Consider the following 23717-nt stretch of genomic DNA (forward strand, 5'->3'; position numbering starts at 1 on the left):
TCAGATCAGGCCCGCCGCCTCCAGGGCGGGCGCAAGCGCCGCCGGGTCGGTGAAGTGGTGCGTCTGGAAGCCCAGGGCGCTGGCCGCCGCGATGTTGGTCGCGCTGTCATCGACGAACAGGGCGTCCGCCGGCGCAAAGCCGAAACGCTCGCAGGCCAGGCGGAAGATCGCCGCATCGGGCTTCATCACCCCTTCTCGCCCGGAGACGATCCGCCCGTCGAGCCTGGCGAAGGCCGGGCTCATGGCGAAGGTCGCCTCTTCGGTCTCGTGGCTCATGTTGGTCAACGCATACTGCTTCACGCCCCGCGCCTGCAGCGCGGCGATGGCCGCTTCCGTCTCGGGGATGGCGCCGGAGAACATCTCGCCCCAGCGGTGCTTCCAGGCCCAGATCGCCTCGCGGTGCTCAGGAAACCGGGCGCTCAGCGCCGCGCAGTTGTCGTCGAAGGTGACGCCGCGGTCGGTGGGCGCGTGCCATTCCATGGTGCAGACGTCAGACAGGAACCGGTCGCATTGCGCCGGATCGTCGAAAATCCTCGAATAGAGCGTGCGCGGGCTCCAGCGCACGATGACGTTGCCGACGTCCCAGATGACCGCCTTTGTCACCTGCGGGACGCTCAGACGGTCGTCAGCCCTGCTTGGCCTTGAAGCGCGGGTTCGTCTTGTTGATCACATAGACGACGCCCTTGCGGCGCACGAGCTTGCAGTCGCGGTGACGCGTCTTGAGCGACTTGAGCGAGCTTCTGACCTTCATGACCTAATTCTCGGGCGCGCGGACGGTGGCGTCCGGGGGTTTTACAAGGAGCGCGCGGATATACGGAAAGGCCCCGGCGAAGTCAATGTCGCGAGGCAACGGTTCCGATTGAGTGGGACGCAGGCGCTCGCTAGACTCCGGCCGATGCGCTTTCGCCATCTCTCGCTCGTGCTGTTCGCCGTGCTGGCCGCATGCGCGAGCCCCTACGCCAAACCGCCGGCGCCCCAGCCTCTGCCATCCGCTCCGCCGCCGAGCGCCGCGCCGCCTGCGCCAGCTGCGCCCGCGCCGAGTCCGGAGGCGGCGCCGGTGTCGCCGGTGACGCCGCCGGCGGTCAGCGGCGACATGATTTTCGACGCCTGGGCGTCCGCCTTCTATCCCAAGGCGCTGAAGGCTGGGATCCGCCGCGACGTGCTGGACCGCGAGATGGCCGGTTTGACGCCCGACCCGCGCGTCGCCCAGCGCGACAGCCGCCAGCCCGAGTTCTCCCAGCCGATCTCGGTCTACATCAAGGGCGCGGTGACGCCCGGCACGGCGTCCAAGGGCGAGCAGGAGCGGGCCGACGTGCCGCAACTGCCGGAGATCGAGCAAAAATACGGCGTGCCGCGCGAGATCCTGATCGCCGTCTGGTCGCGGGAGAGCGCGTTTGGCGCCATCCAGGGCGACTTCGACGTCATCCGCTCCATGGCCTCCCTGGCCGCGCAGGGCCGCCGCCGCGACTGGGCGGAAGGCGAGCTGATCGCGGCCTTGAAGATCATCCAGTCCGGCGAGGCCAGCCGCGCCGAGCTCAAGGGCTCCTGGGCCGGCGCCATGGGCCAGACCCAGTTCATCCCGTCGGCCTATCTGTCGACCGCCGTGGACGGCGACGGCGACGGCAAGCGCGACATCTGGGCGTCCAGCGCCGACGCGCTGGCCTCAGCCGCCAATCTGCTGGCCAAGGGCGGCTGGCGGCGCGGCGAGAGCTGGGCGCGGGAGGTCACCGTGCCGAGCGACTTCGATTTCGCGCTCAGCGAGGGCCCCAAGCTGACGCCGGACGCCTGGACGGCGCTGGGCGTGCTGCGCGCCGATGGCCTCCCATGGAGCGACGCGGACAGGGCCGCCGAGGCGCAGCTCCTGGCGCCGACGGGCGCGCAGGGGCCGATCTTCCTGCTGTTCCCCAATCACTTCGTGATCCGCAAGTACAACAACTCTGTGGCCTATGCGCTGGCGGTCGGGCTGCTGGCCGACCGCATCGCCGGCGGCGGGCCGCTGGTGCGGGCGTGGCCGCCTGAGACGCCGCTGTCGCTGGCCGACCGGATGACCGCGCAGCGGGCGCTGGCGGCGCTGGGCTTCAGCCCCGGCACGCCGGACGGAATCGTCGGCGCCGGCACGCGCACGCAGCTGCGCGCCTGGCAGAAGGCCCGCGGCCTCACCGCCGACGGCTATCTGTCGCCGGACATGGTGGCGCGGCTGAAGGCCGAGGCCGGCGGCGCGACCGCGGCGCCCCCGATCGCCCCGGCGACCGCCCAGTCCGCAGCCGATACGCCGCCGACCTGACAGGCTTCAGTGGGCCGCCTCAGTGTTTTTGGGCGTAGGCGGCCGCCTGCTTGCCGACGATCCGCACCAGGTCCCCCATCGAATGGTCAACGTCGATCAGGTGCAGGCCCCACGACCAGTCCGGCCCGGTCGGGCGGATGATCTCGCCGCCCAGCTCATGGGTGCGCGCGCCCTTGATGTCGCCGTTCACATGCATGGCCAGATAGGTGAAGTCGCCGTTCGAGACGCACTCGGTGGTGATCAGGCCGGGGACCTTGACGAAGGGCGTCTTGATCTCCGCCGCGGGAGTCGTCCAGGGCGGCTGGGTCGCGCCGCCTGAGCCGTTCAGGAAACCCTGGGTGAGGAAATAGCCGTCCGGCTGGCCCTTGCCGCCCTTCAGGTCCGCCGGGTTGGTGCAGGCCGCGCGCATCCCGTCGCGGCCGCGCCCGAACCGCGAATTGGCCGGCGGCGGATTGGTGTCGCGGAAGGTCGAGTAGTTGATTGCGCAGCCGATCTGGCTCTCGTCATGGCAGAGCGGGATGGTCTTGAACGAGCCGCCGACGTCCTTGCCCGGCGGCACCATCACCGGCGCGCCCAGGATGAGCGCCGAAATTAACTGCTTCTGGGCCGGCTTGCCCTCGATCTCGGCGGCGATGAGGCGGGCGATGACCCCGGCGCCCTGGCTGTGGCCGATCAGCACGACGCCCCGGCCATGGTTGTCGTGGGCGAGGTAGTAGTTCCAGGCGTCGACCACGTCGTTGTAGCCGCCGAAGCCCGGCGCGGGGCGCGGGCCCACGGGAGGCGCACCGCCGCTGGCCACCCGAAGTCCGGTGAGCGTGCCCTGGCGGTAGAGCGGCGCGAAGGTGCGGCAGACCGACCCGAAGCGTGCGAACTGCAGCTTGATGTCATCGAACTCCATGTGGTCGGGCGAGAAATCCGACTGCCAGCCCGGATCCATCGAGACCGTCGGATAGACGAAGAAGCAGTCGATCTTTGGGTCCTTGGCCGGGACGAACTTCTCCACCGTCAGCTTGCCGCTCGCCGCGATCGAGGTCGCGTCCAGGTCGACCTTGCATTTGTTGTCCTTGAGGTCCGGCCGGCAGAGCCAGAGCGCCGGGTTGGCGTAGTCGGCATGCGCCACGGTCGGGTCCGGCGCCTGAGCCGCCGCCGAAGTCGCCACCAAAAGGCTCAGCGCGGCGCCTGCCAGCACATTGCGGATCATACGGCCCTCCCAGCCTTGCTTTTGCGACAGCTAGGGCCTTGTCGCGCCTTGCGGCAAGGGCTGGCAGCTAGGCGCCCTCGTCGCTGCGCTCGATGGTGGCCATGGTGGCCTCCTCGCGGGTCACCGCGGCGGGATCGGCGTTGGCCAGCGGCTTCGAAACGAAGGCGTAGACCAAGAGGCACAGCATCAGGGCGGCGTTCAGGTAGAACGGGGCCGAGTGGCTGGCGTGATAGAGCGCCATGAAGGCCGGCGCGAAGACCGCGTTGATGCCGTTGACCGCGGCGATGGCGCCGGCCACCCGCGCCTGGTCCTTCCACCCCACCGCCAGCGACGCGCCCGCCGTGAACCCCGGCCGGGCGAAACCGAACCCCATGCTGGCCAGGGCATAGCCCGCCACCACCATGTTGAAGTCCGGCGCGATGGCCACCAGCAGGTTGCCGGCCACGCCGCAGACCACGCCCCAGCGCAGGAGCTGCTTGGGCGTCATCTGGAACATGCGGATGATGCCCCACTGGGCGAACAGGCCGGCCAGCGCCCCCATCATCATGGCGATGGCGATCTGTCCCTTGGCCTCCAGCGGGGTGACGCCCAGCTTGTCGATCACCAGGAAGCCGAGCGTCTGCTGCTGCGCCGTCTGGCACGTGGCGACGACGAAGCCGTAGAGGGCGAAGGGGACCACCCGGGGATCGCGCCACATCGGCCGCTGCTTTTCGGTGACGGCCTCTTCCGCCTCCTCTTCCGCCGCCTCCGGCCGCCGGCGGCTTTCCGGCAGCAGGCGCCAAACGACGACGAACATCGCCGCCACGATGCCCGCGAAGGTGAACAGCGGCCCGGCCACGCCCACCACCGGATAGATGAAGTAGGGCGCGATGAACGGCCCCACCAGCGTGCCGATGCCAAAGGCGCCGGCCAGCATGGCCATCGACTGGGTGCGCTCCTCGCGCGGCGTGTGGTCGGCGATATAGGCCTGGTAGGCGGGGTTCGAGGCGGCGCCGAACAGGCCGAACAGCGCGCGCCCCAGGAGCAGGGCGCCGAAGATCACCATGGGAGCCGCCAGCCCCTTCAGTCCGGCGCTGACCACCGCCCCGCAGACGGTCATCGAGACCATGAAGCCGGTGAGGCCCACCAGCATCAGGGGCTTGCGGCCATAGCGGTCCGACGCGCGCGCCCAGAAGGGCGAGGACGAGGCCCACAGGATCGCCGACAGCGAGAAGATGGCCACCACCATCTCGTCGGGGATTTTCAGCGAGCGGCCGATCAGCGGCAGGACCGAGATCAGGCCGTTGTTGCCGATCGCCGTCGCCACTGAGGAGAAGAAGATGATCGCGAACGCCCGCTTCGGCAGCGTGCTCTGAAGTGCAGACGAAGGAACGGCGTCGACGGGCATGACTGCGGGATTAGGCCGCAAGGCGCTGCGGTGCAAACTGAGGCCCGCTAATCATCGCCTATTAAGCAATAACGGCGATGTTCTCCGCTGCGTCGCGGGAGAATCCCTTGTTCCAGATTATCGGCATCGTTGTGCTGTTCGCCCTGGTGTTCGGCAGCTTCATCATGACCGGTGGCAACATCGCCGTGATCCTGGGCGCGTTGCCGTCCGAGATGATGACCATCGGCGGCGCCGGCATCGCCAGCGTCCTGATCGCCAATTCGCTGGGCGTGCTGAAGGGCCTGGGCGGCGGCATGGGCAAGGTCTTCAAGGGCCCGTCCTGGAAGGCGTCGGACTACCGCGACCTCCTGAGCCTACTGTTCCTGCTGACCAAGACCATGAAATCCAAGGGCGTGATCGCGCTGGAAAGCCACATCGAGACACCCAAGGAGAGCTCGATCTTCTCGCGCTACCCGAGGATCATGAAGGACCACTTCGCCGTCGACTTCATCTGCGACACGCTGCGGATGATGACCATGAACCTGGAAGACCCGCACCAAGTCGAAGATGCGATGGAGAAGCAGCTCGAAAAGCACCACCACGAGGCGCTGGCCCCGCCGCACGCGCTCACCACGCTGGCCGACGGCCTGCCGGCGCTCGGCATCGTCGCCGCCGTGCTGGGCGTCATCAAGACCATGGGCGCGATCACCGAACCGCCGGCGGTGCTGGGCGAGATGATCGGCTCGGCTCTGGTCGGCACGTTCCTGGGCGTGTTCCTGGCCTATGGCCTGGTCGGCCCGATGGCCACCCGCATGGCGGCGGTGATCGAGGAGGACTCCTCCTTCTATAAGATCATCCAGTGCGTGCTGGTCGCCCACCTGCATGGCAACGCCGCCCAGATCTCCGTCGAGATTGGCCGCGGCAGCGTGCCGACGCCGAACCAGCCAAGCTTCCTGGAGCTGGAAGAGGCGCTGAACACCATTCCGGCCGAGGGCGCGGCCTAGACGGAGTCGGAGCGATGAGCCTCGATCTTCCCCGCAAGCTGCTGATCGCCGCCGTCGCCGCCCTTGCGCTTGCGGCCTGCTCGAAGGCCGCCGACAAGGCCGACGCCGCCAGCACGGCGGGCTCGCCCTCCAACAGCGCCGAGGCCGACACCGCCAAGGCCCAGGCGGCCCTCACCGCCGCCGCCGACGCCGCCACTGACGACAGCCGGGCCGAGGAGGCCGCCACGCCCTCCGCCGGTCCCGCGCCGGCCACGACGCCGCCACCAGCCGCCGCCGCGCCTGGCGCCACGCCGCCGAAGAAATAGGCCGCCGCAAGCCCGCAAAGCCCCGCGACGCGCTATACCGGCGCCCCGATGAGCGCCGACAACCCGCCAAGCCCTCCGACCGGAAGTCCCCTGACCTGGACGGACGACGGCCAGCCGCGCTCGCGGCTCTATGACGACGTCTATTTCTCCGCCGAGGACGGCCTGGCCGAAGCTCGCGCCGTCTTCCTGCAGGGCTGCGGCCTGCCAGACGCCTGGGCGGCGCGCGACCGCTTCACAGTGGCTGAACTGGGGTTCGGGACCAGCCTCAACGTGCTGGCGCTCATCGAGCTTTGGTCGAGGACCCGCCCGCCGGGCGGCCGGCTGCACATCTTCTCCGTCGAGGCCCATCCCATCACCGCCGACGAGGCCCGCCGCGCGCTGACCGGCTGGCCCGAGCTTTCGGTCCTGGCCGCGCGGCTGACCGCCCAATGGCCCGGCCAGGCGAAGGGACCGCACCGCATCGAGTTCCCGGACCTTGGCGTCATCCTCGACGTGGCGGTGGGCGAGGTCGAAGACGCGCTCGCCGGCTGGTCCGGCCGCGCCGACGCCTGGTTCCTCGACGGCTTCGCGCCGGCCCGCAACCCGGCCATGTGGCGCGACGAGGTGCTCAGCCTGGTCGCCGCCCGCTCGCACGCCGGCGCGGTGGCCGCCACCTTCACCGTCGCGGGCCAGGTGCGCCGGGGCCTAGCCGCCGCCGGTTTCGAGGTCGCCAGGGCCCCAGGCTTCGGCCGCAAGCGGGAGCGGCTGACCGCGCGGCTTCCCGGTGAAGCCGCCCAACCGGCCGGCCGCAAGCGGATCGCGATCGTCGGCGCGGGCATCGGGGGCGCCTCAGCCGCCCGCGCCGTGCGCGCCCTGGGCGCCGAGGCCATGGTCTTCGACGCGCAGGGGCGCGGCTCCGGCGCGTCGGGCAATCCCGCCGCCCTGGTGACGCCGCGGCTCGACGCTGGCCTCGCCGAACCCGCCCAGGTCTTCGCCCAAAGCTTCCGCCGGGCCGTGGCTCTGTATGGCGCCGAACCCGGCCTGATCGTCAGCCGCGGCGCCCTGCAGCTGGCCGTGGACGCGCGCGACCTCGCCCGCTTCGACAAGGTCGCCGGCTCCGACCTCTTCGAACCCGGCTCGGTGCAGCGCCTGGCGGCGGACGCGACCAGCGCGCGGCTCGGCGAAGACGCCCCTGAAGGCCTGATCCTGCACGACGGGCTGGTGATCGAGCCCGGCGTTCTGCTGGCCGCCTGGGCGCCGCAGGTCCGCGAGGCGGCGGTCGCCAGGCTGGAGCTGGCCGACGACGGCTGGCGGCTGCTGGACGCCGAGGGCGAGGTTCTGGACACCGCCGACGCGGTGATCGTGGCCGCGGGCCTGGCGACCGGCGACCTGGCGCCCGGCCTGCCGCTCAGCGCTGTGCGCGGCCAGGCAAGCTTCACGCCGCTCGACGATCCGCCGCCGGCCGCGGCCTTCGGCGGCTATGCCATCCCGACGCGCGACGGCGTCCTCTTCGGCGCCACCAACGACCGCGACGACACCGCGCGCGACCTGCGGCCGCAGGACCACGCGCGCAACCTGGGCTTCCTGGCGCAGGGCCTGCCGATGCTCGCCGCGCGGCTGGGCGGGCGGCCTCTGGAGGGCCGCGCCTCGATCCGCGTCACCACGCCGGACTATCTGCCCGTCGCCGGCCCCGCACACGCAAGCCCGCCGGGCCTCTTCGTCCTCACCGGCTTCGGCGCCCGAGGCTTTTGCCTCGCGCCGCTGCTGGCCGAGCATGTGGCGGCGCTGGCGCTCGGCGCGCCCTCGCCCCTACCGCAGCCGCTGGCCGCCTTCGTCGACCCGGCCCGCTTCGCCCGCCGCGCCGCCAGACGCGGTTCCTAGGCAACCTTGGCCGCGGGATGTAGGTTGACGCTGGGGGACGGAGTTTCACGAGGATCCGATCGATGAAGACCCCATTCGTCATCGCCGCCACCGCCCTGCTGCTGGCGCTGGGCGCGGCCTCCGCGGCCAGCGCCGCCGACAAGGCCTCCAACGACCAGTGCTTCTGGGCGCGTAATGTCACCAGCTTCGCCGCGCCCGACGACCACACGGTCTATGTGAAGGTGAACATGCACGACGTTTACCGCCTGGACCTGATGATCGCCTGCCCGGACGTCGACTGGAACCAGCGCGTCGCCCTGCAGTCGAGTCACGGCGCCGGCGGAAGCATCTGCAGCCCGCTCGACGCCGAGATCATCAGCCACGCCCAGGGGATCGGCCGCCAGCGCTGCCCGGTGAAGGCGATGCACAAGCTGAGCGCCGACGAGATCGCCGCCCTGCCGAAGAGGGCGAAGCCCTGAGGTTGGAGGCTTAGTGGTGCAGGCTGACCACGAACAGCAGGGCCGGCATGACGATCGCGCCGAGCGCGACCGCAACGCAAAGGCCCCAGCGCTCGTAGAGTTCGTTGTCGTGCTTACTGTACTGCACCCGATCGTCTCCATGATCATGTGAGGCCCGGAGCGATACGCCGCCGGGACCTCAAGCCCTCGAGGGCAGGCAACGGATTTGGCAGGTGGCGGTTCCCGCGCCCCGGCCGCCGCACAAGGCGCAGTCGGCGGGAAGGGATGGTGGACGTGACAGGGATCGAACCTGTGACCCCCTCGATGTCAACGAGGTGCTCTCCCGCTGAGCTACACGTCCAAACCGTCGTCTCGGGAAGGCGGGGATATACCGATGCGCCCCTCAAGGCGCAAGCGTCAGCCTAGGCGGCGATCATCCGCTCTACCTCGGAGACGATCTCGCGCAGGTGGATAGGCTTGCTGAGCACCTTGGCGCCGGCCGGGGCCTGGCTGCCGGCGGCGAGCGCCACGGCGGCGAAGCCGGTGATGAACATGATCCGCAGGTCCGGATGCAGGGCGGCGGCCTGGCGCGCCACCTCGATGCCGTCCATGCCCGGCATGACGATGTCGGTGAGCAGCAGGTCCCACTCCTGGTCCAGCACGGCCACGGCCTCCTCGCCGTCGGCGCAGGCGGTGACCTCATAGCCGGCCCGTTCCAGCGCGCGCGCCAGGAAGCCGCGGAGGCTGTCGTCGTCTTCGGCCAGGAGAATTCGGGGCATGGGAACTCGAGGAATACGGGGCGGACGCGGGATCGACAGGAAACACCCTAGATAGCTTCGGATCGGTAAAGGCGCGATGAACCTTTGCCCTCAATGAACCTTTGCCCAACGAACCTTTGACCGAACCTGAGGCGCAGCGTTCTATGTCGGGTGATGAACGCCTGGGAGCCCATCGCCGCCAAGGAGACGCTGGCCAAGGATAGCTTGGCGCGCGGCGCCTTTGGCCTGTGGCGCGCCGCCGCAGACGGCCAAGCTCCGCCGACGCCCCTGGTGTTCGCCTCGCCCCATTCCGGCCGCGACTATCCCGACGACATGATGGCCGCCGCGGCCCTCGACGCCCAGACCATCCGCCGCTCCGAGGACGCCTTCGTCGACGACCTGATCTGCGAAGCCCCAAAGCTGGGCGCCAGCGTGATCGCCGCCCGCTACGCGCGGGCCTATATCGACCTCAACCGCGAGGCCTTCGAACTCGACGCTGGCATGTTCGAGGACGAGCTGCCCGAGTTTGCGCGGTCGCGCACCGCCCGCGTCGCCGCGGGGCTGGGGGCCATCGCCCGCGTGGTCTCCGAGGGCCAGGAGATCTACGCGCGCAAGCTCACCTTCTCCGAAGCGCGCGGCCGGATCGACGGCGCGCACCGGCCCTATCACGCAGCTCTTGAGCGGCTGCTCGCCGAAACGCAGCGGGCGCACGGCGTCGCGATCCTGATCGACTGGCACTCGATGCCCGCCGCCGCGGCGCGGGCCGGCGGGCGCGACCGGCCCTGCGACTTCGTGCTGGGCGACCGGTTCGGCGCGGCCTGCGCCGGTGTGCTGACGCAGCGGGTGGAGCGCGAGCTGGAGGCCATGGGCTACCGCGTGGCGCGCAACAACCCCTACGCGGGCGGTTACACCACCGAGCACTATGGCCGGCCGGCCCGGCGCACCCACGCCCTGCAGATCGAGATCAACCGCGGCCTCTACCTGGACGAGGCGACGCTCACGCCCACCGCGGGCTTCGAGGCGCTGAAGGCCAACCTGGAGCGGTTGACCCGGGCGCTGGCGGGCGCCGACTGGGCTGGGCTAAAGGCATCCTGACGCCGCCGAACAGGACCGCCGGGACTTGACCGAAACCCCACCGCAGACGGCCGGCGAGTGGCGGCGCGCCGGCGCCCTCCACTACCGCGCCGGCAGGTTGGCGCAGGCGGAGGCGGCGACGCGGGAGTCGGTGCGCCTGGAGCCCCGCGACAGCGCGACGCTCGCCAACCTGGGCGCCATTCTTCGTGCGCAGCGCCGCACGGCCGAAGCCCTGGAGGTGCTGGACCAAGCCCTGGCCATCGCCCCCGCCGACGCCTCGGTCTTGCTGAACCGGGCTAACGTGCTCAACGAGTTGCAGCGGTTCCAAGGCGCTTTGGAGAGCGCCGACCGCGCCTTGGCGCTCGCGCCCGGCAACGCTTTCGCCCACACCGCGCGCGGCAATGCGCTGGCGGGCCTTGGCCGCCGCGGCGAGGCCATCGAACGCTTCCGCGCCGCCCTCGAGCTGACGCCGGACAACGCCACCGCCCGCTTCAATCTGGCCACCGCGCTCGCCGCCGACGGCCAGGGCGAGGCGGCGCTGGTGGTCTATGACGCGGCCCTCGCCTCGGGCGCGGCGACGGCTGGCGTCCACGCCGAACGCGGCCATCTGCTGGCCCGGCTGAACCGCTGGGGGGAGGCCGCGGCGGCCTATGACGCGGCCCACGCCATCGACCCCGGCCTGCGCTACCTGGCCGGCCAGCGGCTGCATGCGCGGATGCGGACCTGCGACTGGCGGGATTTCGACGGCCTGGTCGGCGAACTGCGGGCGCGGATCGACGCCGGCGAACTCGCCGCCATTCCGTTTCCGACCGTGGCCATGCCGCTCTCGCCGGCCGAGCAGCTGCGCTGCGCCACCGCCTACTGCGCCGCGACCCTGCCCCCGGCCCCGCGCCGCGCGCCGCCGCCGCCTGGCCAGTGCCTGCGCATCGGCTACTTCTCGGCCGACTTCCACGAGCACGCCACCGCGCACCTGCTGGTCGAGGCCCTGGAGCTGCACGACCGGGCCGCCTTCGAGATCAGCGCCTTTTCGTTCGGGCGGGCGGACGAGAGTCCGGTCCGCCGCCGCCTGCGAGCGGCCTGCGAGCACTTCGACGACGTGGCGGCCCTCGAGCCCGCCGCCATCGCCGACCTTGCGGTCCGGCGCGGGCTCGACATCGCCGTCGACCTGAAGGGTTTCACCGCCGAGTCGCGGCCCGGTATCTTTGTCGCCGGCGCCGCGCCGATCCAGGTGAGCTTCCTGGGTTATCCGATGACCACCGGCGCGCCCTCCATCGACTATCTGATCGCCGACGCCACGCTGATCGGGCCTGACGAGACGGCCGGCTACTCCGAGAAGATCGCCTGGCTGCCGGGCTGCTACCAGCCGAACGACCGCCGGCGGCCGGTGGATGCGCGGACCACGACGCGGGCCGACCACGGCCTGCCGGAGCAGGCTTTCGTTTTCGCGAGCTTCAACGGTTCCTACAAGATCACGCCCCAGGTGTTCGCCGTCTGGATGGACCTCCTGCGGGCGGTCCCGGGCGCCGTGCTCTGGCTGCTGCAGGACGCGGCGGCCGACAACCTGACGCGCGCGGCGGCGCAGGCGGGCGTCGATCCGGCCCGGCTGGTGTTCGCCCCAAAGCTCCCCGCGCCCCAGCACCGGGGCCGAATCGGCCACGCCGACCTCTTCGTCGACAGCCTGCCCTGCTGCGCCCACACCACCGCCAGCGACGCGCTCTGGGCCGGCCTGCCGCTGATCACCTGCCGGGGCGAGACCTTTGCGGGCCGCGTGGCCGCGAGCCTGCTCACCGCCGCCGGCCTGCCGGACCTGATCGCCGAGAACCTGGAGGACTATCGGGCGCTCGCCCTGGCCCTTTCGCGCGATCCCCAACGTCTGGCTGAGGTGCGGGCGCGGGTGGCCGATGTCAGGACCTCGGCGCTCTTCGACACGCCGGCCTATGTCCGCAACCTGGAGGCGCTCTACCGGCGCATGCACGAACAGCGTCTCGCCGGCCTGGCGCCGGATCACCTGCCGCCAGCCTGAGGCCCAAAAAAAAGCCGCGGCCGAAGCCGCGGCAGTTCATAGGGAGGAAACGCCCAGGAAGGGCAGAGGCGACAAGGCCGCCTCACAAATCCAATGTATGGTGCAAAGCACAACGACGCAAGCGCCTGCGACAAAAAACCTGCAATTTCATGACGGTGACATGGGAAAGCCTAGGTTTTTCCGGGTCTTGCGCGCAGCCCCGGGCTCCCCATTTAGGTTGCACCGCACAACAGCTTGGCCGTGCGGGGCCTGCCGCAGGGTCACAGGCGCCAACTCGAAGCTGGCGGTTGTGGCTTCTCTCCCCTACAAGCGCGCCTTCCTCGCTCCCGAGACACGCCTTTAAGAATCCCATGTCGCTCCGCAACATCGCCATCATCGCCCACGTCGACCACGGCAAGACCACGCTGGTGGACCAGCTGCTCGCCCAGTCCGGGGTCTTCCGCGCCAACGAGGCGCACGCCGAACGCGCCATGGACTCCAACGATCAGGAGCGCGAGCGCGGGATCACCATCCTAGCCAAGTGCACCTCCGTCCTCTGGCACGGCGAGGCGGGCGACACCCGCATCAACATCATCGACACCCCCGGCCACGCCGACTTCGGCGGCGAGGTCGAGCGGATCCTGGGCATGGTGGACGGCTGCGTCATCCTGGTGGACGCCGAAGAAGGCGTCATGCCGCAGACCAAGTTCGTGCTCGGCAAGGCGCTGAAGATGGGCCTGCGCCCGATCCTCTGCCTCAACAAGGTCGACCGGCCGCACGCCGATCCCGACCGCGTCCTGAACGACGTCTTCGACCTGTTCGCCGCCATGGGCGCCACCGACGAGCAGCTGGACTTCCCGCACATCTATGCGTCGGGCAAGAACGGCTGGGCGACGCTGGACATGGCCAAGCCCAATGACAACCTGGCGCCGCTGTTCGACCTGATCGTGCGCCACGTACCTGAACCGGCCGTGGTCGCCAACAAGGACAAGCCCTTCCAGATCCTCGCGGTGCTGATCGAGAACGATCCGTTCCTGGGCCGCCTGCTGACCGGCCGCATCCAGTCGGGCAAGGCGACGCCCGGCATGGCCATTCACGCGCTCCACCTGGACGGCAAGGAGATCGAGCGTGGCCGGATCACCAAGGTGCTGGCCTTCCGCGGGCTGAAGCGCCAGCCGATCGAGGACGCCGAGGCCGGCGACATCGTCGCCATCGCGGGCCTCTCCAAGGCGACCGTCGCCGACACGCTCTGCGCCATGGACGTCACCGAGGCGCTGCCCGCGCAACCCATCGACCCGCCGACCATCTCCATGACCGTCAGCGTCAACGACAGCCCGCTCGCCGGCCGCGAAGGCGACAAGGTGCAGAGCCGGGTGATCGCCGCGCGCCTCCTGAAGGAAGCCGAGTCCAACGTCGCTATCCGGGTGAGCGAGACTTCGGAAAAGGACGCCTACGAGGTGGCCGGCCGCGGCGAACTGCAGCTGGGCGTCTTGATCGAAAGCATGCGCCGCGAAGGCTTCGAGCTTTCCATCAGCCGCCCGCGCGTGGTGTTCCAGGCCGATCCCGAGACCGGCGAGCGCCTGGAGCCCTTCGAGGACGTGATGATCGACGTGGACGACGAGTTCACCGGCATCGTCATCGAGAAGCTCTCGGCCCGCAAAGCCGAGCTGAAGGACATGGGCCCGTCGGGCGCCGGCAAGACCCGCCTCAGCCTGATGAGCCCCTCGCGCTCGCTGATCGGCTACCAGGGCGAGTTCCTGACCGACACCCGCGGCTCCGGCGTGCTGAACCGGGTGTTCAGCCACTACGAGCCCTACAAGGGCGCCATCGACGCGGGCCGCAAGGGCGTGCTGGTCTCCAATTCCGACGGGGAGACCACCGACTTCGCCCTGTGGAACCTGGAAGACCGCGGCACGATGTTCGTCGGCGGCGGCGAAAAGACCTACCAGGGCATGATCATCGGCGAGAACTCGCGGGCGGACGACCTGGACGTCAACCCGATGAAGTCCAAGCAGCTGACCAACATCCGCTCGGCCGGCAAGGACGAAGCCGTGCGCCTGATTCCGCCGCGCCGCCCGACCCTCGAACAGGCCATCGCCTATATCGAGGAAGACGAGCTGGTGGAGGTGACGCCCAAGTCCATCCGTCTGCGCAAGAAGGTCCTGAACCCCTCCTTCCGCAAGAAGCGCGTCAAGGAAGACTAGAGCTTAGGCGGGGCTAACATCCCCGCTGATCTCACCGTCGGTCTTGGCGTTGGTGTGGATGTTGACGACGATCCGGCCATTGGCGAGCGCGGCGACGAACTCGTCGAAGCTGGCCTTGGAGTTCACCAGCTTGGCGCCCTCGGCATAGGGCTCGGCCTTCATCTCGACCTTGAAGCCCTTGGGCGTCGACACATAGTTGGGCCCATAGGGCAGCGGGAACATCAGGGCCGAATCCGCCCCGCCGCCGTGATCCTTCGAGCCGTAGACGTGCAGGTGGATCGCGCCCATCGGCGAATGCAGCAGGTTGGTCCAGAGATCCTCTATTCCCAGACCCTCGACGTTCAGCGCCACATCGACCGTCTGGGTGTCGGTGTTGACCTTGATCTTCGCCTCGCCCGTGGCCTTCGAGCCGGTCGTGGTCGACGGCGTCGCGCCGCTGAGGTTCGCCTTGAACGCCAGCTCCTTGGCCGCCGCGGGGCCGGCAAGCGCCAGGGTTATGGCCGCTGAGATGGCCGCGATCGGTCCGAACATGCGGGTTTCCCTGAAGGTCAAGCTGCCTGCGATTCATGGCGGCGCGCGCGAAGATTGCAAAGCGATAACTGGACGAACCCCCGCCAAGATGAGACCGCTGATAGAGACCTCCGCGGGAGCCCGGATATCCCCATGACCCTGATCGCGCCCACGCCGGCTCCGGCGCCAGCCGCCAAGCCGCCCCGCCACTATCCGACTTCGGCCGCCAAATGCGCCGACCTAGTGGTGCACATCGTCGGCCTGACGCTGGCCCTGATCGGCGGGATCGTGCTCCTGGCGTTCGCGGTCCGCGCCGGCTCGATCAGCGCGGTCGTCGGGGTGTCGATCTACGGCGCGGGGCTGCTGGCCATGCTGGCCTTCTCCACCGCCTATAATTTCGCCAAGGCGCACTACCGGCCCAGGCTGCGCAACCTCGACCACGCCGGCATCTTCCTGATGATCGCCGGCTCTTACACCCCTTTCACCATCCACAATCTCGAGGGCGGCTGGGCCTGGGGCATGACCATCGCGGTCTGGAGCATCGCGGGCCTGGGCGTGGCGATGAAGCTGACCCTGCCGAAGATGGACCGGCGGCTGTCGCTGGCGCTGTACCTGGCGCTCGGCTGGCTGGTGGTGGTGGCGCTCAAGCCGATGATCGACCACGTCTATTGGGTGGCCCTGCTGCTGCTGCTGGCCGGCGGCGTGCTCTATTCCACCGGCGTCATCTTCTATGTGAACAAGCGCCTGAAGTTCGCCCGCGCCATCTGGCACGGCCACGTGGTCGCCGCCGCGGCGGCCCACTGGACGGCCGTCCTGCTGGGCGTGGTGCTGGTCAGCCGGAGCTAGTAGCGCCGCTCCATCCAGGTGTCGCCACGCGCGTAGTCGTTGCGCGCGGGCCGCGCGGTGTCGACAAAGCCCATGGTCCGGTAGAGGCCAAGCGCTGGCGCCAGGCTCGAATTGGTCTCCAGGTAGAGCCGTGGCGCGCCGGCCTCCGCGCCCGCGTCGATGCAGCGCTGCATCAGGAGCTTGCCCAGACCGGAGCCGCGCAGGGTTTCGGCGACCGTCATCTTGGCCACCTCATAGCCGCCGTCATCCATGCGGATCAGCGCCACGCAGCCCACGGGTTCCGCATCCTTGAAGGCCATGAAGATACGACCGCCGGCGTCGACGATCTTGCCCTTCGGATCGTCCAGCACCTCGCGGTCCTTGGCCTCGATGGCGAAGTATTTGGTGATCCACGCCTCGTTCAGCGCCTTGAAGGCGCCCGCGTGCTCCGGCGTGAACTCGACGATCTCCATGGACGGGCAGGCTCCGCTCAGGCGAAGCTCCGCCGCCCCGCAATCGACTCGAATGATTTAATGCCCAACCCGATCTTCTCAAGCCTGCCGATGACCGTCTTCGAGGAGATGTCGGGGCTCGCCCGCACGCTGGGCGCCATCAACCTGGGCCAGGGGTTTCCGGACGACCCGGGCCCCGAGGCGGTCCGCGCGAAGGCGGCCGACGCTGTCCTGAACGGCTACAACCAGTATCCGCCGATGGCCGGCCTGCCGGAGCTGCGCGCCGCGGTCGCCGGGCACTATGCGCGCACCCAGGGCCTGGACCTCGATCCCACGTCCGAGATCACCATCACGTCCGGCGCCACCGAGGCGCTCGCCGCCGCCTTCCTGGGCCTGATCCAGCCCGGCGACGAGGTGATCGTCTTTCAGCCGCTCTACGACAGCTACCTGCCGGTGATCCGCCTGGCCGGCGGGGTCCCAAAGCTCATCAGCCTGCAGCCGCCGCGCTGGCGCTTCGACCGGGCGATGCTGGAGGCCGCCTTCAGCGACGCGACGAAGTTCGTGGTGCTGAACAACCCCAACAATCCCGCCGGCACGGTGCTGCCCGACGAGGACCTGGCCCTGCTGGCCGAGCTCTGCGTGAAGCACGACGTCATCGCCATCTGTGACGAGGTCTGGGAGCAGGTGGTGTTCGGCGCCGCCAAGCACCGGCCGCTGATCAACCTGCCCGGCATGCGCGAGCGCTGCGTGAAGATCGGCTCGGCGGGCAAGATGTTCGGCCTGACCGGCTGGAAAGTCGGCTTCCTCTGCGCCGCGCCGGCGCTCTCCTACAGCCTGGCCCGCGCCCACCAGTTCCTGACCTTCACCACCGCGCCCAACCTGCAGGCCGCCGTCGCCTGGGGCCTGGAGAATTCCGAGGACTGGTTCGCGACCATGCCGCGCGACCTCGAACGTTCCCGCGACCGGCTGAGCGAGGGCCTGAGGCGCGAAGGGTTTGCGGTCCTGCCCGCCCAGGGGACCTATTTCGTCAACATCGACCTCACCGCCTCCGGCGTCGCCGAGGACGACCGCGCGTTCTGCCTGCGCGCGGTGCATGAGGCGGGCGTCGCCGCCATCCCCGTCTCCGCACTCTATGAGGCGGACCACGTCCGCAACATCGTGCGCCTCTGCTTCTCCAAGCGCGACGCGACGCTGGACGCCGGCGTCGAGCGCCTGGCCAAGGCCCGCGAGCTCAGCGTGGCGTCGCCAGCCAGATGACGTGCCGCGCGCCGCGCTTGCCGCCGGTGGCCCTGACCGGGATTTCCTGCGCCAGATAGCCGGCGCTCTCCAGCCGCCGCGTGAACCCGTCGTCGCGGCCGCCCGACCAGACCGCCAGCACGCCGCCCGGCCGCAGCGCCCGCTTCGCCGCGTTCAGCCCGCCGATCGAATAGAGCCGGTCGTTGGCGTCGCGGTTCAGGCCGCCCGGGCCGTTGTCCACATCCAGCAGGATGGCGTCGAAGGCCGCCCTCGCGCTCCCGATCAGATCGGCGACATCGGCCTCGCGGACCGTGACCCGCGGGTCGTCCAGGCAGCCGGCGAACAGCTCCGCCATCGGCCCGCGCGCCCAGGCCACCACCGCCGGGATCAACTCGGCGACCACCACGCCCGCGTCCTTCGAAAGCTCGGCCAGCGCCGCGCGCAGGGTGAACCCCATGCCCAGGCCGCCGATCAGCACCTGCGGCCGCGCCCGGCCCGCCAGCCGTTCGATGGCCAGCGTCGCCAACGCCTGCTCCGAGCCGCTGAGCCGGCTGTTCATAAGCTCGGTCGACCCCGACATGATCGACAGCTCCGCGCCCCGCCGCATCAAGCGCAGGTCGCCGCCGCCGGGGATCTTCGCGCTGTCGAGGTGCTCCCAGGGGATCATCGCCCTCCTTCGCACCGCACGGGCGCCGGCGCCATGCCTCAGGCCGGGCGGTAGCGGCCGGGCGTCACCCCGAAGGCGCGCTTGAAGGCGGCGATGAAGGCGCTGGGGCTCTGATAGCCGCTTTCCAGCGCGGCGGCCGTCACCGAGGCGCCGGCGCTCAAGGCGACCACGCCCTGCTGCATCCGCGCCCGGCAGCGCCAGGGCTCCAGCGGCAGGCCGGTCTCGGCGAGGAACAGCCGCTGCAGGGTGCGCAGGCTCGCGCCCGAGCCCCGCGCCAGGTCGGCGAGCGTCGCCTCGTCGCCGGGACTCGCCAGGATCCGTTCGGCGAGGCCCCGCGCGCGGCGATCCCTGGGCAGCGGCAGCTCAAGCGGCAATGTCCGGTCCCGCACCAGCAGGTCGATCAGCAGCCCACCCAGCCGCTCGTGCTCGGCGTCGCCCTCGCGCAGCATCCCCAACCGCACGATGTGCAGGATCAGCTCGCGCAGCAGCGGCGCCACCTCCAGCGCCCGGCAGTGGGCCAGGCGTCCCTCCGGATCGACCGGCGTCAGATAGAGCGTCCGCATCGCCACGACGCCGCGCATCTCGATGGCGTGCGGCATGTTCGGCGGCAGCCAGATCGCCCGTGTCGGCGGCGCCAGCCAGGCGGCGTGCGGCGTCTCCACCTGCATCACCCCGCTCACCGCATAGACCAGCTGCGCCCAGGGGTGCGTGTGCAGGTCCAGCCGATGGCCGGTTCGATAGGTGGTGGCCAGGCCCCGCACCGGATAGCCGTCAGGATCGGGCTCGATTTGGCGCATCGGCGACATTGTTCGGCAGACTAGCGCAAGCACGCCGCCCCGCGAAAGGTCTAGCTTGGCCGCGAAGGAGCCTCCGCCATGCCCGCCGCCCAGCCCGCCATCTTGCGCCACTTCGCGATCAACGCCGATGACGTGCCCCGCGCCAAGGCCTTCTACGAACAGGTCTTCGGCTGGACCTTCACCCCCTGGGGCCCGCCCGGCTTCTACCAGACCCGCGACTCCGGCGGCGGCCACGTGGCCGCCCTGCAAGGCCGGCGCGACCTCGGCGGGGTGAAGATGCCCGGCATGGAGATCACCTTCGGCGTCGAAGACATCGAAGCCGCCATGGCGGCCATCGAGGCGGCGGGCGGCAAGGTGCTGATGCCGCCCTTCCACATCGAGACCGTCGGCCACCTGATCTTCTTCCAGGACACCGAGGGCAACATCGCCGGCGCCATGCAGTACGAGAGCGCGCAGTGGCCGGAATGAGCGAGCCGGTCGCGAAATCCGCCGCGGGCGCCTAAGTTCAGGGCCTCCGAGGATCGAGGCGACACCCATGGAACGGCCGGACTTCATCGCCCACTGGCGCGACCTCGAGGGTCCTGACGACAGCCACTATCCCGGCGACACCGAGCTGCAGTCGATCGGCGCGCCGCTTGGCCGCAAGCTCGGCCTGACGAAGATGGGCATCCACCACGAGCGGCTGCTCCCCGGCCGCCGCACGTCGTACCCGCACGCCGAAAGCGCCGAGGAGGAGTTCGCCTTCGTGCTGGAAGGCCGCCCCGATGTCTGGATCGACGGGGTGCTGCATCCCCTGGAGCCGGGCGACTTCATCGCCTTCCCGGCGGGGACGGGGATTTGCCACACCTTCCTCAACAACACGTCGGAAGAGGTCCGCCTGCTGGTCGGCGGCGAGAAGTCCAAGCCCGAGAACCGCATCCACTACCCGCTGAACGAGGTCTACGAAGCCACCCGCGAAGACCGCTGGGCCGACGTCCCGCCGCGGACGCTGGGCGGCCACGACGGCATGGCGCGGGCGGGGTCGAAGACCTAGTCGCAGCGCGGGCTCAGCAGGTCGAGCCGCCATCCACCACAAACGTCTGCCCCGTCGTCCAGGCGCCCGCCCGGCTCGCCAGATAGACCGCGGCGCCGGCCAGGTCGTCGGGCTCGCCCAAGCGCCGCAGCGGGGTGCCGGAACTGGCGCGTTCCTCGCCGGCCGGGGTGTCCCAGAGCGCCTTGGCGAAGTCGGTCTTCACCAGGCCCGGCGCCACGCAATTGACCCGGATGTTGTGCGGCCCAAGCTCCTTGGCGAGGTTGCGGGCCAGCTGCATGTCGGCGGCCTTGGAGATGCAGTAGGCGCCGATCACCTCGCTGCCGCGCAGGCCGCCGATCGAGGAGACGATGATGATGGAGCCGTCGCGGCGTTCCTTCATCTCCGGCGCGACCATGCCGATCATCCAGTTGTTGGCCACGATGTTGTTGGTCAAGATCTTGCCGAAGGCGTCGTCGCTGATGTCGAGCTGGCTGCCGTAGAACGGGTTCGAGGCGGCGTTGCAGACCAGGATGTCGATCTTGCCGAACGCCTTGCGGGTCTCGTCCATCAGCCGCTGCAGGTCGTCCTTCGAGGAGATGTTGGCCGGGACCGCGATGGCGTGGCCGGCGGAGCGGGCGTTGATCGCCGCGGCCACCTCCTCACAAGGGCCCGCCTTGCGCGACGAGATCACCACCTTGGCGCCATGCGCCGCCATCTGCTCGGCGATCGCCTTGCCGATGCCGCGCGAGGAGCCGGTGATCACCGCGACCTTGCCGGTCAGGTCGAACAGGGTGCCCGCGAGGCTGCCGGCCTTTGTCATCGTGTCGCTCATCCCTGGGCTCCCTCAAAACGCCTGTTTGATTTGCCGGCCATTTGCGATGCCGTCCCGACAGGCGTCAAGGTAAGCTCGCGTCGAATTGGGGAGCCTGCGCATGCGGACGATCGGACGGCTGTTGCTGGGCCTAGTGCTGATCCTGGGCGTTCTGGTGGCGGTGGTGCTGGTCAGAACCTTCAGCTTCAAGCCGCCGGCCGCCGCCGACCTGGCGTCGGTGAAGGTCGCCCCGGCGGTGGCGGTCGACGTCGACGCCGCCGCCCAGCACCTGTCACAGGCGGTGCAGATTCAGACCGTCAGCCACCAGAGCCTGGCCGACGACCAGCCGGCCGAATGGGCCCGGCTGCACGATTTCCTCAGCACGACCTATCCCGCCGCGCACGCCGCCATGAGCCGCGAGATCGTGGGTAAGAACACACTGGTCTACACCTGGAAAGGCTCAGACCCGTCGCTCAGCCCCATCATACTGATGGCCCACCAGGACGTGGTGCCGGTGACCGCGGGCTCGGAGGGCGACTGGAAGCATCCGCCGTTCTCCGGCGCCATCGCCGAGGGCGCGGTCTGGGGCCGCGGGTCCATCGACGACAAGGGCAGCCTGATCACCCTGTTCGAAGGCCTGGAGACCCTGGCCAAGGGCGGCTTCAAGCCCAGGCGCACCGTCATCGTGGTCTCCGGCGAGGACGAGGAGACCCACGGGACCGGCGCGCGGGCCGCCGCGGCGCTGCTGAAATCGCGCGGGGTGAAGGCGCAGTTCGTGGTCGACGAGGGCCTGGCGGTGATCACCGAGAATCCGATCACCGGCGGCCGCCTGGCCCTGATCGGCACGGCGGAGAAGGGCTACGCGACGCTCAAGGTCACCGCCAAGGCCGAAGGTGGCCACTCCTCGGCCCCGCCCGCCGACGGCGGCGGCGTGGTGACGCTGGCCCACGCGGTCAGCGCCATCGCCGCCCACGGCTTTCCGATGGCCTTCCGGGGCCCGGGCGCGGCGATGCTGCAGACGCTGGCGCCCACCGCGCCGTTCCCGGTCAGGATGGCCGTCGCCAACGCCTGGCTCTTCAAGCCGCTGCTGATCAAGCAGATCGGCGCGGCCCCGGCTGGCGCCGCGCTCCTGCACACCACCATCGCGCCCACCATGCTGCAGGGCAGCCCCAAGGAGAATGTCCTGCCGCAGGACGCCGCCGCCTGGATCAACTACCGCATCGCGCCCGGCGACAGCTCGGCGGGCGTCATGGCCAAGGCGAAGGCGGCCGTCGCCAGCCTGCCGGTCACGCTGGGTTGGGTCGATCCGCCCTTCGAGCCCTCGCCGGTTTCATCGACCAGCTCCGAGGGCTGGAAGGTGTTGGCCGCCGTGGCGCATCGGGTGACCGACGCGCCGGTCGCGCCCAGCCTGGTCACCGCCGCCACCGACAGCCGTCACCTGCAGTCGGTGGCAGTCGATGTCTACCGTTTCCAGCCCATGGACTTCGGCGCGAGCGAGATCGAGGCGATCCATGGGACCAACGAACACCTGACGCTCGCCAACCTGAAGCAGTGCGTCGAGTTCTACGCCCGCCTGATCGCGACGGCGGCGGGCTAGGCGGCCCTCACCCGCAGCTGGCCCTCGTAGTCCCGTTTGCCGAGCGGTACGCCGTTGCTGCGCAGGATCGCGTAGGCCGTGGTGGCGTGGAAATGGAAGTTGGGGACCGAGAAAGAAAGGATCAGGGTCTCCGAGGTGAAGGCCAGGCGCCTGGGGCCGATCTGCAGGTCCAAATCCCGGCCCGCCCAGCCGTTGACCTCGTCGGGGACATAGGCCCGCAGCGCCGCCTCCGCCTGCGCGACCATCGCCTGCAGACCGGCGAAGGGCTGCGCGCCGATCAGGCCCGGCGGATCGAACACCCCGGTCCGCGCCGCCTCGATCCCATAGACAGCGTGGTGCGACAGGGCCTCGACCTGGAAATGGAAGGGCGCCATGTCCTCGTAGAGGCGCGCGCCCACGAAGTCGTCGGGGTTGCGGCCCGCCTGAGCGCAGTACTGGACCGTCCGATTGAGGAAGCCGCCGACAGCGGTCACCGTCTGCAGGAAGCTCGCCACGCTGATGTCGTAGAACGACGACGCCATCGAAAAATCTCCGCCGAAGATGCCTTGGGCTTCAGACCCTGTTACTGCCATTTGGCCTAAGGCTTGTCAGGCCGCTCGCGCCAATAAGCCGAGGGGAATCGGCGGGCGCCCCCTTGCGGTGGCGGCTCCGGCGACGCACGTTCCGGGCACACCTTTCCACGAGGACTACATGCGCGAGATCTACACCAGCTGGCTCGACGACGAAGACGGCGACGACGAGGACAAGGGCCGCCAGCCCGACATGCCGATGACCGCCGGGCCGGTGCAGAACGCGCTCTTCAAGTCGCGCACGGTGCTGATCTTCGGTGAGATCGACATGCGGCTGGCCGAGCGGGTCACCGCCCAGATCACTGCTTTTTCGGCGGACAACGACAAGCCGATCCGGGTGATCATCAACTCGCCGGGCGGCCATGTCGAAAGCGGCGACACCATCCACGACATGATCCGCTTCTGCGGCGTCGAAGTGAAGGTGATCGGCACCGGCTGGGTGGCCAGCGCCGGCGCGCACATCTTCCTGGGCGCCAAGAAGGAAAACCGCCTCTGCCTGCCCAACACCCGCTTCCTGCTGCACCAGCCGGCGGGCGGCATGCGCGGCCAGGCCAGCGACATCCAGATCGAGGCCGAGCAGATCATCAAGATGCGCGACCGTGTGAACCGGATGATCGCCAAGGAGACCGGCCAGACCGTCGAACGGATCGTCAAGGACACCCAGCGGAACTTCTGGATGAGCGCGGAGGAGGCCGTCGACTACGGCCTGGTCTCGCGGATCATCAACGACACATCCGAGGTCTGAC

Annotated in this window: 25 protein-coding genes and 1 tRNA gene; 14 read left to right on the top strand and 12 right to left on the bottom strand. The window is 69.8% G+C overall.

Annotation, left to right across the window (positions count from 1 at the left end):
• Positions 1-603, bottom strand: a complete 603-nt coding sequence (locus VKQ35_RS09745; protein WP_324360980.1) for an HAD family phosphatase — start codon at positions 601-603, stop codon at positions 1-3.
• 22 nt (positions 604-625) lie between these two features.
• Positions 626-751 carry a type B 50S ribosomal protein L36 gene (gene ykgO / locus VKQ35_RS09750; protein WP_056735996.1) on the bottom strand — a complete coding sequence of 42 codons (126 nt, stop codon included), beginning with the start codon at positions 749-751 and terminating at the stop codon, positions 626-628.
• Positions 752-895: 144 nt separating this feature from the next.
• Between ykgO and VKQ35_RS09755 the strand changes: the two genes are divergently transcribed.
• Complete coding sequence (locus VKQ35_RS09755) at positions 896-2284, top strand: lytic murein transglycosylase (protein ID WP_324360984.1); 1389 nt, start codon at positions 896-898, stop codon at positions 2282-2284.
• 19 nt (positions 2285-2303) lie between these two features.
• Here VKQ35_RS09755 and VKQ35_RS09760 read toward each other — a convergent pair whose 3' ends face one another.
• Positions 2304-3485, bottom strand: coding sequence for a DUF3089 domain-containing protein (locus VKQ35_RS09760; protein ID WP_324360986.1), 1182 nt, complete (start codon positions 3483-3485; stop codon positions 2304-2306).
• A 67-nt stretch (positions 3486-3552) separates the two neighbouring features.
• On the bottom strand, positions 3553-4872 hold the full coding sequence (locus VKQ35_RS09765; protein ID WP_324360988.1) for an MFS transporter: 1320 nt from the start codon (positions 4870-4872) through the stop codon (positions 3553-3555).
• 107 nt (positions 4873-4979) lie between these two features.
• Here VKQ35_RS09765 and motA point away from each other — a divergent pair, with 107 nt between their 5' ends.
• From motA to VKQ35_RS09785, 4 genes are all read left to right on the top strand, one after another.
• The gene (motA, locus tag VKQ35_RS09770) at positions 4980-5855 is read left to right on the top strand and encodes a flagellar motor stator protein MotA (RefSeq protein WP_324360990.1); all 876 of its coding nucleotides are present in this window, start codon (positions 4980-4982) and stop codon (positions 5853-5855) included.
• A 14-nt stretch (positions 5856-5869) separates the two neighbouring features.
• Positions 5870-6160: a hypothetical protein gene (locus VKQ35_RS09775; RefSeq protein WP_324360991.1), complete on the top strand. Its 291-nt coding sequence runs from the start codon at positions 5870-5872 to the stop codon at positions 6158-6160.
• Between the two features lie 48 nt (positions 6161-6208).
• Positions 6209-8020 (top strand): tRNA (5-methylaminomethyl-2-thiouridine)(34)-methyltransferase MnmD, encoded by a 1812-nt coding sequence (gene mnmD / locus VKQ35_RS09780; protein ID WP_324360993.1) that lies wholly within the window; start codon positions 6209-6211, stop codon positions 8018-8020.
• Between the two features lie 62 nt (positions 8021-8082).
• Positions 8083-8478 carry a DUF6491 family protein gene (locus tag VKQ35_RS09785; protein WP_324360995.1) on the top strand — a complete coding sequence of 132 codons (396 nt, stop codon included), beginning with the start codon at positions 8083-8085 and terminating at the stop codon, positions 8476-8478.
• 265 nt (positions 8479-8743) lie between these two features.
• On the opposite strand, the gene VKQ35_RS09790 is transcribed toward VKQ35_RS09785, so the two are convergent.
• A tRNA-Val gene (locus tag VKQ35_RS09790) sits at positions 8744-8818 on the bottom strand.
• 61 nt (positions 8819-8879) lie between these two features.
• Entirely contained in the window at positions 8880-9236 is a 357-nt protein-coding gene (gene cpdR, locus VKQ35_RS09795) for a cell cycle two-component system response regulator CpdR (RefSeq protein ID WP_324360997.1), read from the bottom strand.
• Positions 9237-9389: 153 nt separating this feature from the next.
• Here cpdR and VKQ35_RS09800 point away from each other — a divergent pair, with 153 nt between their 5' ends.
• The 3 genes from VKQ35_RS09800 to typA all read left to right on the top strand — a co-directional run bounded on the left by VKQ35_RS09800 (position 9390) and on the right by typA (position 14495).
• On the top strand, positions 9390-10310 hold the full coding sequence (locus tag VKQ35_RS09800) for an N-formylglutamate amidohydrolase (protein ID WP_324360999.1): 921 nt from the start codon (positions 9390-9392) through the stop codon (positions 10308-10310).
• A gap of 25 nt (positions 10311-10335) precedes the next feature.
• On the top strand, positions 10336-12312 hold the full coding sequence (locus VKQ35_RS09805; RefSeq protein ID WP_324361001.1) for a tetratricopeptide repeat protein: 1977 nt from the start codon (positions 10336-10338) through the stop codon (positions 12310-12312).
• 350 nt (positions 12313-12662) lie between these two features.
• The gene (gene typA, locus VKQ35_RS09810) at positions 12663-14495 is read left to right on the top strand and encodes a translational GTPase TypA (protein ID WP_324361003.1); all 1833 of its coding nucleotides are present in this window, start codon (positions 12663-12665) and stop codon (positions 14493-14495) included.
• A 3-nt stretch (positions 14496-14498) separates the two neighbouring features.
• On the opposite strand, the gene VKQ35_RS09815 is transcribed toward typA, so the two are convergent.
• The gene (locus VKQ35_RS09815; protein WP_324361005.1) at positions 14499-15026 is read right to left on the bottom strand and encodes a CHRD domain-containing protein; all 528 of its coding nucleotides are present in this window, start codon (positions 15024-15026) and stop codon (positions 14499-14501) included.
• Between the two features lie 132 nt (positions 15027-15158).
• Between VKQ35_RS09815 and trhA the strand changes: the two genes are divergently transcribed.
• Positions 15159-15851 carry a PAQR family membrane homeostasis protein TrhA gene (trhA, locus tag VKQ35_RS09820; RefSeq protein WP_324361007.1) on the top strand — a complete coding sequence of 231 codons (693 nt, stop codon included), beginning with the start codon at positions 15159-15161 and terminating at the stop codon, positions 15849-15851.
• Here trhA and VKQ35_RS09825 read toward each other — a convergent pair.
• On the bottom strand, positions 15848-16303 hold the full coding sequence (locus VKQ35_RS09825) for a GNAT family N-acetyltransferase (RefSeq protein ID WP_324361009.1): 456 nt from the start codon (positions 16301-16303) through the stop codon (positions 15848-15850). The genes trhA and VKQ35_RS09825 overlap by 4 nt on opposite strands.
• A 60-nt stretch (positions 16304-16363) precedes the next feature.
• Between VKQ35_RS09825 and VKQ35_RS09830 the strand changes: the two genes are divergently transcribed.
• Positions 16364-17539, top strand: a complete 1176-nt coding sequence (locus tag VKQ35_RS09830; RefSeq protein ID WP_324361010.1) for an aminotransferase — start codon at positions 16364-16366, stop codon at positions 17537-17539.
• Here VKQ35_RS09830 and VKQ35_RS09835 read toward each other — a convergent pair.
• Together VKQ35_RS09835 and VKQ35_RS09840 are read right to left on the bottom strand one after the other, a co-directional pair.
• Entirely contained in the window at positions 17514-18185 is a 672-nt protein-coding gene (locus VKQ35_RS09835; protein WP_324361011.1) for a spermidine synthase, read from the bottom strand. The two genes, VKQ35_RS09830 and VKQ35_RS09835, sit on opposite strands and share 26 nt — an antisense overlap.
• 38 nt (positions 18186-18223) lie before the next feature.
• Entirely contained in the window at positions 18224-18982 is a 759-nt protein-coding gene (locus tag VKQ35_RS09840) for a helix-turn-helix transcriptional regulator (protein ID WP_324361012.1), read from the bottom strand.
• Between the two features lie 78 nt (positions 18983-19060).
• Here VKQ35_RS09840 and VKQ35_RS09845 point away from each other — a divergent pair, with 78 nt between their 5' ends.
• Both VKQ35_RS09845 and VKQ35_RS09850 read left to right on the top strand, forming a co-directional pair.
• The gene (locus tag VKQ35_RS09845) at positions 19061-19450 is read left to right on the top strand and encodes a VOC family protein (RefSeq protein ID WP_324361013.1); all 390 of its coding nucleotides are present in this window, start codon (positions 19061-19063) and stop codon (positions 19448-19450) included.
• Between the two features lie 67 nt (positions 19451-19517).
• Positions 19518-20015 (top strand): cupin domain-containing protein, encoded by a 498-nt coding sequence (locus VKQ35_RS09850; RefSeq protein ID WP_324361015.1) that lies wholly within the window; start codon positions 19518-19520, stop codon positions 20013-20015.
• A gap of 13 nt (positions 20016-20028) precedes the next feature.
• Here the strand turns inward: VKQ35_RS09850 and VKQ35_RS09855 are convergent, their stop codons facing one another.
• Complete coding sequence (locus tag VKQ35_RS09855) at positions 20029-20826, bottom strand: SDR family oxidoreductase (protein ID WP_324361017.1); 798 nt, start codon at positions 20824-20826, stop codon at positions 20029-20031.
• Positions 20827-20926: 100 nt separating this feature from the next.
• Between VKQ35_RS09855 and VKQ35_RS09860 the strand changes: the two genes are divergently transcribed.
• Positions 20927-22402, top strand: a complete 1476-nt coding sequence (locus VKQ35_RS09860) for a M20 family peptidase (protein ID WP_324361018.1) — start codon at positions 20927-20929, stop codon at positions 22400-22402.
• Here VKQ35_RS09860 and VKQ35_RS09865 read toward each other — a convergent pair.
• Complete coding sequence (locus VKQ35_RS09865; RefSeq protein ID WP_324361021.1) at positions 22399-22923, bottom strand: DUF1993 domain-containing protein; 525 nt, start codon at positions 22921-22923, stop codon at positions 22399-22401. The two genes, VKQ35_RS09860 and VKQ35_RS09865, sit on opposite strands and share 4 nt — an antisense overlap.
• A 169-nt stretch (positions 22924-23092) precedes the next feature.
• On the opposite strand from VKQ35_RS09865, the gene VKQ35_RS09870 reads away from it, so the two are divergent.
• Entirely contained in the window at positions 23093-23716 is a 624-nt protein-coding gene (locus VKQ35_RS09870; protein ID WP_324361023.1) for an ATP-dependent Clp protease proteolytic subunit, read from the top strand.
• Position 23717 lies beyond the last annotated feature (1 nt).

Source organism: Phenylobacterium sp. (assembly GCF_035309685.1).
Lineage (GTDB): Bacteria > Pseudomonadota > Alphaproteobacteria > Caulobacterales > Caulobacteraceae > Phenylobacterium.